Below are 11,994 nucleotides of genomic sequence, written 5' to 3'. Positions count from 1 at the left end.
GGCGGTCACAGCCGCGACAGCGCCTCCTGCCGCGACAGCCCGGCGCCCCGGCGGTACGCGCGGTCGTACTCCGGGGCGCCGAGGCGTTCCCGCAGTTCCCCGGCCAGGGCGGCCAGTTCGGGCTCACCGCGGTCGAAGGCGCCGCGGACCGCCGCGCTCAGGCCCAGCGCGGTGGCGGCGCCCGCCGGATCGCCCTCCAGCAGGAGCAGCCGGGCCAGCAGTTCCGCGCCGCTCGCGGCGGCGCCCTGCGCGGCGGTGCCGCTGACCGCCGAGGGCAGCAGCGCGCGGGCCCGCTCGGCCTGCCCGGCCGCCAGCAGGATGGCCATCCGGTCCGGCGCCACCAGGTCCACGATCGCCTCCTCCTCGACCGACAGCTCGCGGGCGAGCGCCTCCATGTCGTCGAGGGCGCGTTCGGCCTGGTCCAGCTCGCCGGCCCGGCGGTGCAGGTCGGCGACACGGCGGTGCAGCTCCATCTCGGAGTGCCGCCGCACGCCGCCTTCCGCGCGCCGCCGTACCGCCTCGATCTCGCGCCAGGCGGAGGCGGCGTCGCCGGCGCGCACGAGCTCGGCGGCCAGCCAGGTACGGTGCCAGATCTCCTCGCCCGCGCCGAGCTCGGTGGCCACGCGCACGCCGCGCCGGTAGTGCTCGAGCGCCGTGCCGTGGTCGCCGTCGACGGAGGCGGCCTGGGCGGCGGCGAGCAGGGTCCAGGCCATGCCGTAGCGTTCGCCCAGCTCCTCGAACCCGCGCAGGGCCTTGGCCCGCGCCCGGGTGCCGGCCCGCCAGTCGCCCCGCTCGACCAGGACGAAAGCCTCGACCCAGTGCGCGCACGCCCGGACCCAGGGCTCGCGGTGCTCCAGCGCGCGCCGCAGCTCCCGTTCCGCCAGATCGTCCAGGCCCTGGGTGAACGCGGTGCCGAGGATGACCGGCACGAGCACCCAATACTCCTCCAGGGCGCCGGTGCGCACGCAGTCGCCGATCAGCGTGCGGATCCGCTCGGCGCTGGGGAACCACGAGCGGTCGTTGGCCAGCTCGTGCATCGCGGCGATGGCCGCCCGCGGTCGTTCCGGGACCGCCTCGCCGAGCTGGAGCGCCTCGGCCATGAAGCTCTCGGCCCTGGCGTCGTAGCGGACGTTCCAGTACCAGAACAGCGAAACGGTCAGCCGGGCCGCGGCACTGGCGTCCCCGGCCGCGACCGCCGAGCGCAGCGCCACCACCACGTTGTCGTACTCGGCGTCGAAGACCGCGAACGCGTCGAGCTGGTCGCGCGTGTGCAGGAGCGGCTCCTTCGCCTCCGCCAGCCGGGTGAAGTGGCCGATCAGCCGGTCGCGGACCGCCTCCTGCTCGCCGCTGCGCGCCAGCTCGCCGGCGGCGAAGGCCCTGACCGTCTCCAGCATCCGGTACCGGCCGCCGGCCGCCTCCACGATCGACTTCTCGACCAGCGCGTCCAGGACGTAAGGGCCGTCCTGCTCGGCGCAGACCGCCGAGACCGCCCCCTCGTCCACGCCGCCCTGGAACACCGAGAAGCGCCTGGCCAGCGCCCGCTCCGGCTCGCTCAGCAGGTCCCAGCTCCACTGGACCACCGCGTGCAGCGTCCGCTGGTGCGGCAGCGCGACCCGGTCACCCGAGGTGAGCAGCCGGAACCGGTCGTCCAGCCGGCGCGCGACCTGCTCGACGCTCATCGAGCGCAGCCGGGCCGCCGCCAGCTCCAGCGCGAGCGGCAGCCCGTCCAGCCGCCGGCAGATGTCCGCGACCGCCTCCGGGTCGGGCGCGAGCCCCGGCCGCACGCTGAGCGCCCGGTCGGTGAACAGCCGCGCCGCCGCCTCCCGCCCCAGCGGGCCGAGCGGGCACAGCGCCTCGCCCGTGATCGCCAGCGGCTCCCTGCTCACGGCCAGCACGATGAGGTACGGCAGCCGCCCCAGCAACGCGTAGACCAGCTCGGCGACGCCGTCCACCAGCCGCTCGCAGTTGTCGAGCACCAGCACCGCCTCCCCGCCCGCGAGCAGCTCGGCCACCTGCCCGGCCGGATCGGCCGGCAGCGGACGCCCCTCAGGCGGCCGGAGGTCGGCCGACCTGAGCGCGCCGAGCACCGCGTCGGCCAGCCGGTCGGCCGTCTCCACCCCCGCCAGCGGCACGAACCACAGCCGGCCGTCGCGGTAGGCCCGGTGCCGGACCACCGCCTCCACCGCCAGCCGGGTCTTGCCCGCGCCGCCGGGGCCCACGACGGTGACCAGCCGGGAGCCCTCCATTAGCGTGAGCACCGTGCGCAGTTCCTCGTCGCGGCCGACGAAGCTGGTCAGGCGGGCCGGCAGCCGGGGTTCCGCGCGGGCGGCCGGCCGGTCGTAGGAGCCGCGCAGCACGGCCAGGTGGGCCTCGCGCAGCTCCTGGCCGGGATCGACGCCCAGCTGGTCGGCCAGCGCCGCCCTGACGTTCTCGTACACGGCCAGCGCCTCGGCCTGCCGTCCCGCCGAGGTCAGCGCCCGCATCCGCAGGACGGCCAGCCGCTCGCGCAGCGGATGGCGGGCGCCGGCCGCCTCCAGGTCGGCCAGGACCTCGGCGTGCCTGCCCAGCCGCAGCTCCGCCTCGAACCGCTCCTCGGCCGCCGCCGCCCGCAGCTCCTCCAGCCGGGCCGCGGACGCCCCGGCGAACGCGGCGCCGTCCAGATCCTCGAGCGCCGGTCCGCGCCACAACCCGAGCGCCTCGGTGAGCAGGGTGGACGCGGCCTGCGGCCGGTCGGCGGCCAGTTCCTTCCTGCCGCGGGCGAGCAGGTCCTCGAAGCGGTGCGCGTCCACGTCCTCGGCCCGCGCCGCGAGCCGGTAGCCGCCGGCGACCGACTCGACCGTCTCGGGGCCGCCCAACGCCTTGCGCAGCCGGGACACCAGCGCCTGCAGGGCGTTGGCGGCGTCCGCCGGCAGGCCGGCGGCCCAGAGGTCGTCGACCAGCGCGTCCGCCGGGACGACCCGGCCCGGGTCGAGGGCGAGCCTGGCCAGCAGGACGCGCAGCCTGGCACCGCGTATCTCCAGCGGCGACCCGTCGTCGCCGACCGCCCGCACCCGTCCCAGTAGCTCGATCCGCACCCCACCACCTTCTCAGAACGTGTGAGCGCGACGAGTCCGGTGCCCTGGCGGCGTCTCGGAAGGTGTGAGCGCGACGAGGGCGGTGCCCGACGACGTTTCAGAACTTTGTGAGTGCGATGAGGGCGGTGCCCCGACGGCCTGAGCGGTCAGGGGCCGCGGAACGTGCGGCGGTAGGCGGTCGGGGTCGTGGCGGCGTCACGGGACAGATGGAGACGGAGGTTGGCGGCGGTGCCGAGGCCGCAGCGCCGCGCGACCTCGTCCACGGGCAGGTCCGTGCGCTCCAGGAGGCGGCGGGCCAGCTGGACGCGCTGGGCGGCCAGCCAGCGGTGCGGGCTGACGCCGGTCTGGGCGGTGAAGTGGCGGGCGAAGGTACGCGGCGCGAGATTGGCCCGCGCGGCCAGGTCGGCGACGGTGAGCGGGTCGGCCAGCCGTTCCAGGGCCCACGCGCACACCTCCGCCATCCCGTCGCCGGCGGCGGGGATCGGCTGCTCCAGATACTGGGCCTGCCCGCCTTCGCGGTGCGGCGCCACCACCAGCCGCCGCGCCACCCGCACCGCCGCCTCCGCCCCGTGGTCGGTACGCACGAGGTGCAGGCACATGTCGATGCCGGCGGCGAACCCGGCGCTGGTCAGCACGTTGCCGGCGCCCGCGTACAGCTTGCCGGGGTCCACTTCGACGTCCGGGTGGCGTGCGGCCAGCGCGGGCGCGTCCATCCAGTGCGTGGTGGCGGGGAGGCCGTCGAGGAGCCCGGCGGCGGCGAGGGCGAACGCGCCGGTGCACACCGAGACCATGCGCGCGCCGCGGGAGGCCGCCGCGCGCAGCGCCTCCAGGACCGGTTCCGCGGGCTCGTCCAGCGGCGCGTAACCGGGGACCACGACCGTGTCGGCATCCCGCAGCGCGCCGAGGCCGTGCGCGACGGCGATCTCGAACCCCGTCGTGGCCGGCACCGGGCCGGGCGCCTGCGCGCAGACGGCGAAGGAGTACTCCTCGCCGCCGAAGACCTCCGCCGGGATGGCCAGGTCGAAGGCCACCACCGACGGCAGCGCCAGCGCCACTACACGATGCATGGCAGGATTCTTACGGATATCGGCATTCCTGTCACTCGTCAGCCCGCGGAGGGCCGCGACAGGATCGGACCATGCGATTCATCGACGCCCCGTCGTTCACCGCGAACCGCCCCTGGGGCGCGCTGGACATCACCGAGATCGACCGGGCCACCGTGCGGCTGCACTGGACGGACACGCCGTACGTCTGGCACGTCAACGACGGTCCCGAGGTCTTCGTCGTCCTGGACGGCGCCGTGGACATGCGCTACCGGCGTGACGGCGAGGAGCGCGTCGAGCGGCTCACCCCGGGCCGCGTCTGCTACGCCGAGCCCGGCGACGAGCACGTGGCGCACCCGGTTCCCGAGGCCCGCATCCTGGTCGTCGAACGGAAGGGCAGCCGCTGAGGGCGGTCAGGGGTGCGGCGGGCTCGTGCGGGAGCCCGCCGCGCGGGGGTTGGTCAGCGCCTGTTCACGCGCGGGGAGACGATCGGGCCGGGCGGAAGAGTGGCGACGGAGGTCTGGCCGGCGGCGACCCACGGGCCGGCGCTATCGCTTCCGGTCCGGGTCCCCGGCGGCGGTGGCCTGGCTGAGGACGGCGGTCAGCGCGGCGATGGAGGCGCGGGCCGAGCGGATGCGCGCGCTGCCCGCCTCGTCCTTCCAGTCGAGCTTCAGCCCCTCCTCGGCCAGGTCGCCGAAGGCGGCGAACGCGGCCAGTTTCTGCTGGAGGACCTTGGACCAGGCGTCGTCCTCGATCTGGTAGTAGACGGTCCGCTCGCCCGGCTTGCGGAAGCGGCGTACCAGCCGGATGGAGGTGAGCAGTTGCATGTTCGTGGTGAGCGAGGCCCGGCTGGCGCCGATGGCCTCGGCGATCTCGCCGGCGGTCTGCTCGGGCGGCTCGCAGGCCATGAGCCAGCCCAGGACGCGACCGGTGATCGGCGCCAGCCCCCATTCCTCCGAGACGAACGTGGCCACGCGCTCGACCCACTCGAGTACCCGCTCGCGGTCGGGGCCGTGCGGAGAGGTCATGGGGGCAGCCTAGCGTGTTTCAGTTGTTTCAGGCGCATCTAAAATTAGCCGATGCGCAGCGCCTCCTTGAGGAAGACGCGGTAGACGCTCGGGGTCCCCTCGGTGGTGATGACCTCCACGACGGAGCGGACGTTGCGATCCTCCACCGCCTCCCTGACCAGCGCGTCGGCCAGGTCCCGGCGTGCGGTGAACCGGCCGATCATCTGGGGCGCGCCGACGGTGTAGCGGGTGACCGCCGCGCCGTCGAACAGCCCGGACGGTCGCACGATGGTCCAGTCGAGGTCCGTGCCGGAGACGATCCGCTCCATCAGCGCGGCGTCCTCGTAGAGCGGTCGGCCCATCCGCAACAGCATGGGCACGACCACCTTCCGGTACACGAAGGTCTCGCCGGGCGGGGGCTTCATCGGCACGCCGGTCGAGGTCGTGCAGACCAGGCGGCGTACGCCGTGCTCGGCCATGGCCGCGGTGATGTGCCGGGCCGACCGCGAGCCCGTGGTGACGGCCGGCGACTTGTACGGCACGCCGAGCGAGGAGATCACCGCGTCGTGCCCCTTCACCACGCGGCTCACGGCCGCGGGGTCGAGCGCGTCGGCCCGGACGACGTCGAGGCCCGGATGGGTGATCGGGAACTCCTCCGGATGGCGGGTCACCGCGGTGACGACGTGTCCGTCGCCGAGCGCCTGGGCCGTGGTGAGCCGGCCCGTGGGGCCGTTGGCGCCGAAGATCACGAGCTTCATGTGCTTGCCTCTCCAAGTGAGTGACCTGCACTATATTCATTATAGATAGTGTTAAGTCAAATGGAGAGATCATGGCGCGGGGCTGGACGCCGGAGCGCGTCGAGGCGTGGTGGCGGCGGGCTCTGGCACGAGAGCTGCTGGCCTGAGCAGCCACCGCTCGACCGCGCCGGTCATCTTCGCCCCCGCCTGGAGCGCCGCCGCCTTGGCCGCGGCCGGGGTGGTGCCGGGCTTCTGGGCGAGGATCACGCCGAGCACCAGGCGGCCCCGCACCCGGGAGGCCCACATCAGGTTGCCGCCCGCGGCCGTGCCCGAGCCGGTCTTGATGCCGATGACGCCGTGCTCGTTCAGCAGGGTGTTGGTGTTGGGCAGGCTCTGCCCGCCGCCGGGCACGGGCGTCCTGGTCAGCGCCACCACCTCGCGGAAGACCGGGTCGGCCATGGCCGCCCTGGCCAGCTTCAGCTGGTCGGCGGCGGTGCTGACCGTGCTGTCCTCGTTGCCGCTGGCCCCGGTGTACGTGGTGTCGCGCATGCCGAGGCGGCGGGCGGCGGCGTTCATCTTCGCGGTGAAACGCTCCTGCGAGCCGGCGTCCCAGCGGGCCAGGAGGCGGGCCACGTTGTTGCCCGAGGGGACCATCATCAGCTCCAGCAGGTGGCGCAGCCGTACCTGCTGGCCCGCTCTGACCGGGGCGGTCGACTCCTCGCGGGAGTGCGACTCGTCGGCGGCCGTCCGGTCCACCTCGATCAGCGGGCCCCGCTCGCCGGGGCGCAGGCGGTGGCCGCGCAGGATCACGTAGGCGGTCATCACCTTCGCCACGCTGGCGATCGGGACGGGCTCGCCGTCACCGCTGGTGCCCAGGCTGCCCATGCCCTCGACCTCGACCGCTGCCTGCCCCTCGTCCGGCCAGGGCAGCGGCACGCCGGACTTGGGGGTCGCCGATACGGCGGCGCAGCCGGACACCGCGCCTACCAGCAGGAAGAACAGCAGGAAAAGTCGCATACCGCCCACGATGGGTGGTGCACACATCCGGCCCGCCGTACGCGTGTGTTGGGCGGCGCTCAGCTTTGTATCGGCCCGGCATCAGCCAGGAAGGCCGCCGGTGATCACCCCCGGGTGGCCGGCGCGCTCAGGCGTCCTCATCGGCCTTGCGCGGCTGCGGAATCTGGGCGTTGGACTGCCCGTCGGGCTCCTGTGGCGGCTCGGCGGCGGGCTCCTCGGGCTCCTCGTCGTCCGGGTCGGGCACGGCCACCGGCTCCTCCTGGAGCCGCTCTCCGTGCCACGTCTGCCAGGCGGGCCCCGTGTCCTCGCCCGGGGACGTGCCGAACATCTCGGGCTCGGGACCCTCCGCCTCCTGGCCCATGCCGAACACGTGGAGCATCGGGTCGTTCTCGTTGTAGGGCAGCAGCTCGTTCCGCAGCATCTCGCCCACCAGGTCGTACCTCGGCAGGTCGTAGGCCTTGACCATCTTGCGCAGCAGGTCCTCCACGCTCACCGCGAAGTCGTAGTGCCCCGCGCCGCGCAACTGCTTGATGACGTCCTGGTAGAAGCCCGCGGCGAACGTGACGTCGCGCCTGCGCCGCCAGTGCATGCTGGCCACCGTCTCGGTCACCTGCCGTCCGTGCTCTGCCAGCCGGATCGCGAACGGCAGCCGCCAATCGTGCGTGAGCTTGCCCGGATCGGCGCCCAGGAACACCAGCCACTCGTCGCGCAGCTTGGTCAGGGTGCCGATGGCCTGCGTGGAGTCGTGGGCGTGCGCCGCCCAGGACAGGCTCGCCCGCCACTCCTTCTCCTGGTAGGCGCGCACCGGCTCGGCCACGTCGATCTCGGCCCAGGCGGTGCAGGTCGCGCTCATGTCCCCGCGCGTGGTGGTGCCGAGCAGCACGAGCCCGTCGTCGGTGAGCGTCTTGTTGGCCGCGTCCTCGGCGTCCTTGGCCGCGTAGGGCGGGAACTCCCGCACCGCGGCGCGTACCATCCGGCGGATGGCCTGCTCGTCCAGGCGCCGCCGCTCGCCGACGAAGGACTCCATCTTGCCGCGGTCGGGTCCGCCGCGGGCGCGCCAGCAGCAGCGCACGGTCACGGTGAAGGAGAAGGCGTCGTCGCGGGCGGGGGAGGTGAAGGTGAAGCTGTCGATCACGTTCACCGGCGGGACCTCGGGGGTGAGCCGCCGGAACCAGCTCAGCAGGCGCCGGCCCAGACCCGGCCGCCAGGGCCGGGGTGTTGTCGTGGTTGCCGTCATATGACGTCCTCAAGTGTCAGATATAGGGGAATGCCGAGAACGCGGCGCCCCCACGGCGCCGCTTCCACTGCTCGATCTGGTGGTAGAACCGCTTGCGCTCCAGGCGGCCGCGGGTGGCGAGCGGGACCACAAGCGCGCGTACCGGCTCGACCAGAGCCTCGTCACCGTCGGCCGCCTCGACCCAGCGGCGCAGAACCTCCCACGCGCTCTCACCCATGTCCCGGTCGGCCAGGCTGAGCTGCCACAGCGGGCGCAGCCTGGCCGCGGAGACCTCGCCGCCGGCCAGCATGCGCAGCAGCGCGGGCGCACGGGGTACGGCCGTGCCGGGCGCGGGCAGCCTGGCCACGCGGACCATCGCCCGCACCGCCACCTTGCGCCGGACGAACGCCACCACCGGCTCCCCGACGTGCCGCGGCCCGCCCGACCATCCGCGCAACTGGTTCAGGACCTGGTGGGCCGCGCCGCCCGCGAAGATCTCCGTGACGACGCGGGCGATCCTGGACAGCCCGACCTCGGCCGCCACCCGGGCGCCGTCCTCGGGGCCGGCGTCTGCGGCGGCTTCGCGCAGGAAGTCGTCGATCGCCCAGAGCGCGTCGCCGGGGAACAGGGCGCCGATCCGCGTGCCGTACGCGTCGATGAGGGCGCCGCGGGCCGGTTGCGGACCGCCCGGCTGCAGCAGGCGGCGTACCCGCAAGGCGGTGCGCTCGTCGGCGCCGGCGGCGGCCTCCAGCGCCAGGCTGAAGGCGCGGTGGTGCAGCGGGCTGGGCGAGTCGCGCCAGGGGAGCAGCGTGGAGCCGGCGACGTGCTCGAAGTCGAGCACGGCGAACATCCCGACGGCCTGCGCGGCCTGGACGCGGATGGCCGGATCCTCCTGCTCGGCCTGCGCCCGCAGCCAGCCGAGGATCGTGGACCGCAGGCCCGGCAGGTCGCGCCAGGCCACGGTCAGCACGTCCCGGCCGAGCGACTCGGGCAGCAGGATCACCCGGGGGTCGCGGCCACGCCGGGCCGCGTCCTCGTCCATGCCCTTGAAGCCGCTGACGAAGGCGTCCAGGTTCGCCGGCAGGCGGCGCAGGAACGGGTCCGGCGGGATCTTCTGGCCCGGCAGGCTCTCCCGCAGCCGGTCCGCCGCGCGCACGACCTTCCCGACCGGCTGTCCCTGGAACGCGGCGGCGGCCACCAGCGGCAGCGCCAGATGCCGGGGATCGACGTCGTGGAAGCACTCGCGCAGCCGTTCCCTGCGCCGCCCCGGCAACCGGGTCAGCACGTCCCCGGCCGAGGTGCCCGCCAGGAGCTGGATGGCCAGGTCGCCGGACAGGCGTACCGCCTCCGCGGGAAACCGCAGCGTGCCCACCTCCAGCAGGAGGGCGTCGGAGCTCAGCAGGCGGCGCGCGTTCTCCATGACCTCGGCGGCCGTGTCCTCCAGCCGTCCCCACAGGTGGTTCTCCAGCACGCTCAGCAGGTCGGGACGCTCGTGCCCGACCACCTCCGGCGCCCCGTGCAGATCTTCGGCCAGGGCGGGCCCGGCGGCCAGCACGATCACCCACGACCGCCCGCCCGCCGCCCGCTTCAGCGCGTCCAGATGGGCGCGGTTGACCCGCCCGCGCAGCCCGGACGCGTCGAGCACATAGGCCCGCTCCGGCTCCACCCGCCAGCCCGTCATCCTGCCCGGCGCCGGATCGCCCGGCCGCTCGGGGAACAACGCCTCGATCGTGCCCACCTCGGCGATCTCCACCGGGAACTCGTGCGCCCGCGGCACCGGGACGATCGCCGACAACACCCGCAGAGCGCTGTCGCGCCGCCCCGTCGAGGCCTCCCCGCACAGCACGACCGCCCGATGCCGCGCCACGCCCGCGCGCAGCCGCTCGTCGGAGCCGGTGCCGACATGGAGCCGGTGGCGCAGGTCCAGGTCGTCCCGCGTCAGCCCGCCGAACCTGGGTGGCGTGACGAAGTCCTGGGCGACCTGGTAGACGGTGTGCGTGGTGACCGTGTCGGCGTGATAACTGTGCACGTCGCGGGCGGCCCACGACGTCGTGCGGTCGCGGCCCGCGCCCGCGTACCAGGCCGGGCCGAACAGGTACCGCAGCCCGTCGGCCCGCCGTCCGCGCTCGGTGTCGGCCTGGCGTTGTTCTTCCTCGGGCGTGGGCTCGGGTTCGGGTTGCGGCTCTTCCTTCCGGTACGGCCCGCCGTACGGCACGGGCTCGGTCATGGCCGGTTCCCGAGGTTGATGGTGTTGGCATGGTAGGAGTGGATGTCGCCGTCGCCGTAACTGGTGTTGGTGACGATGTCCCGCCGGCCGGGGGCTGCCGGGTTCTCCTCTTGCCGTGGTTCGCCGGGTTCTTGGGTTTCTGGCCGGGTCACGGTGACGGACGGCGCCGGCGTGCCGGGGAGGTCGATCGCTTCGGGCCGGTACAAGTCCGGGTCCGTCTTGAGCATCCTGCGTTCCAGGTCGCGCAGGAACTCCGGCGCGGTGGGCACGCCCTGGAGCACCCGATGGGCCAGCTCCCAGCGGTGGTCGCGGAAGTAGGCGTGCATGAGCAGCCAGGCCGCGGCCACGTTGTTCCGGTCCTGCTCCACCACCGCCTTGAGCGGGGCGATCTGCTCGGCGTGCGCCCCGCCCTTGATGCGGGCGGCGGCCAGGACCAGCCGCGCCTGCGTGACCTCCATGCTCAGCGCCTCGCGGTACCGGCCCATCAGGCGGCCGTCCAGGCCGGTGAGCGGCTCGCCCTTCGAACGGGCCAGCGCCTGGTCGAGCATCCGCACCGCGGGGGTGTCCTTGCCGGCGGCCAGGAGGTGGACGGCCTGCCGTACCTCCTCGCGGAACAGACGGACGTCCACGTGCTCATCGGCGATCCGCAGCCGGTAGGACAGGCCCTCCTTGCCGAGCGACGCAGTGATGCCCGTGTCCTTGAACGCCTTGCGTACGGCGCTGGCCAGACCGTGCAGGGCGTCGGCCGGGTAACCGTCGGCGGGCCGGCCCTGCCAGATCCACTCCTTCAATCTGTCGTGGGACAGGGGTTTGCCCCCGGCTTCCACGAGTGCCACGATCATGCGCTTGACCTGCGGGCCGCCCAGGGAGAAGCGCGAGTCTCCCCGCAGGACCTCCACCGGGCCGAGCAGGCTCAGCACCGGCGGCGGGCCCTCGCGGACCGCTGTTTCCGCTGTCATTTCCCTCGTCTACCTCCTTCGAAAGGTCTCCGGAAAACCGGAGAAACGGCTTGGCGCCGTGCCGGAGAATTTCGGAGTGTTCCCAGGTCACGGCACAGATGGTTGCCAGTGAAGCCTTGGACTCTGGAGTCAGGAAGAAACACCCGACACCAGGAAGGGCTCGAGATGAGCAAGATCAGGATGGAGACGCCGGTGGAGTTCCGGAGCGCGTGCGAAGGCGGCACCTGTGTGGAGGTGGCCATGGCGCAGGTCGTGGCCGTGCGCGACTCCAAGGACCCGCACGGGCCGGTGCTGTTGTTCGACGGCAGGGAATGGGAGGAGTTCACCGGGGCCGTGAAGGCCGGCGAGTTCGACGTGCCGGGCGGGCGGCCCGCGATCGCCTGACCCGTTGAGCGGCCGGCCGGGCGACCCCCACCCGGGCGCCCGCGACTCGGGCCACGCCTGGCCGGGCACCCACGTCTCACGCGGCCCTCGCGCGGACAATGGGCACCCGGCCGGCGGTGGCCCGAGCGTCTTGACGGGCTCGTGCCCGACGGGTTCCCGCCCGCCCCCCGACGGTCCGGCCCTCCACACCCCGCCCACCCGAAGCCGCCCCGCACCCTCACGCCCCCAGCCCACCCCCGGCCGGGCGTCCCCGGGTCTGACGGCCCCGGGTCTGACGGCCCCGGGTCTGACCCCCTCCTGTCCGACCACCTTCTTCCGTCCGACCTTCTT

The 11,994-nt window shown here is 74.0% G+C and carries 10 protein-coding genes; 2 read left to right on the top strand and 8 right to left on the bottom strand.

The window, feature by feature from the left end; all coding sequences use genetic code 11:
• Positions 1–5: 5 nt before the first annotated feature.
• Together ACFWYW_RS07210 and ACFWYW_RS07205 are read right to left on the bottom strand one after the other, a co-directional pair.
• Positions 6–3,074: a BTAD domain-containing putative transcriptional regulator gene (locus ACFWYW_RS07210; protein ID WP_379611663.1), complete on the bottom strand. Its 3,069-nt coding sequence runs from the start codon at positions 3,072–3,074 to the stop codon at positions 6–8.
• 146 nt (positions 3,075–3,220) lie between these two features.
• Positions 3,221–4,141, bottom strand: coding sequence for a helix-turn-helix domain-containing protein (locus ACFWYW_RS07205; RefSeq protein ID WP_379611664.1), 921 nt, complete (start codon positions 4,139–4,141; stop codon positions 3,221–3,223).
• Positions 4,142–4,212: 71 nt separating this feature from the next.
• On the opposite strand from ACFWYW_RS07205, the gene ACFWYW_RS07200 reads away from it, so the two are divergent.
• A complete protein-coding gene (locus ACFWYW_RS07200) occupies positions 4,213–4,524 on the top strand; it encodes a hypothetical protein (protein WP_379611665.1) in 312 nt (103 codons plus the stop codon).
• Between the two features lie 141 nt (positions 4,525–4,665).
• On the opposite strand, the gene ACFWYW_RS07195 is transcribed toward ACFWYW_RS07200, so the two are convergent.
• The 6 genes from ACFWYW_RS07195 to ACFWYW_RS07170 form a co-directional block, all read right to left on the bottom strand.
• A complete protein-coding gene (locus tag ACFWYW_RS07195) occupies positions 4,666–5,145 on the bottom strand; it encodes a GbsR/MarR family transcriptional regulator (RefSeq protein ID WP_379611666.1) in 480 nt (159 codons plus the stop codon).
• A 44-nt stretch (positions 5,146–5,189) separates the two neighbouring features.
• Positions 5,190–5,882, bottom strand: coding sequence for an NAD(P)-dependent oxidoreductase (locus ACFWYW_RS07190; protein ID WP_379611667.1), 693 nt, complete (start codon positions 5,880–5,882; stop codon positions 5,190–5,192).
• Between the two features lie 69 nt (positions 5,883–5,951).
• The gene (locus ACFWYW_RS07185) at positions 5,952–6,878 is read right to left on the bottom strand and encodes a D-alanyl-D-alanine carboxypeptidase family protein (protein ID WP_379611668.1); all 927 of its coding nucleotides are present in this window, start codon (positions 6,876–6,878) and stop codon (positions 5,952–5,954) included.
• 127 nt (positions 6,879–7,005) lie between these two features.
• A complete protein-coding gene (locus ACFWYW_RS07180) occupies positions 7,006–8,115 on the bottom strand; it encodes a hypothetical protein (RefSeq protein WP_379611669.1) in 1,110 nt (369 codons plus the stop codon).
• Positions 8,116–8,131: 16 nt separating this feature from the next.
• Complete coding sequence (locus ACFWYW_RS07175; RefSeq protein WP_379611671.1) at positions 8,132–10,321, bottom strand: hypothetical protein; 2,190 nt, start codon at positions 10,319–10,321, stop codon at positions 8,132–8,134.
• Positions 10,318–11,280 carry a BTAD domain-containing putative transcriptional regulator gene (locus ACFWYW_RS07170; RefSeq protein ID WP_379611672.1) on the bottom strand — a complete coding sequence of 321 codons (963 nt, stop codon included), beginning with the start codon at positions 11,278–11,280 and terminating at the stop codon, positions 10,318–10,320. Before ACFWYW_RS07170 ends, ACFWYW_RS07175 begins: the two co-directional genes overlap by 4 nt.
• A 165-nt stretch (positions 11,281–11,445) precedes the next feature.
• Here ACFWYW_RS07170 and ACFWYW_RS07165 point away from each other — a divergent pair, with 165 nt between their 5' ends.
• Positions 11,446–11,664: a DUF397 domain-containing protein gene (locus tag ACFWYW_RS07165; protein ID WP_379611673.1), complete on the top strand. Its 219-nt coding sequence runs from the start codon at positions 11,446–11,448 to the stop codon at positions 11,662–11,664.
• The last annotated feature ends 330 nt before the right edge of the window (positions 11,665–11,994 follow it).

Source organism: Nonomuraea sp. NPDC059023 (assembly GCF_042740095.1).
In the GTDB taxonomy this organism is placed as follows: domain Bacteria; phylum Actinomycetota; class Actinomycetes; order Streptosporangiales; family Streptosporangiaceae; genus Nonomuraea.
The sequence above is the reverse complement of the archived record's forward strand: the minus strand, read 5'-3'. Positions and strand labels throughout refer to the sequence as shown.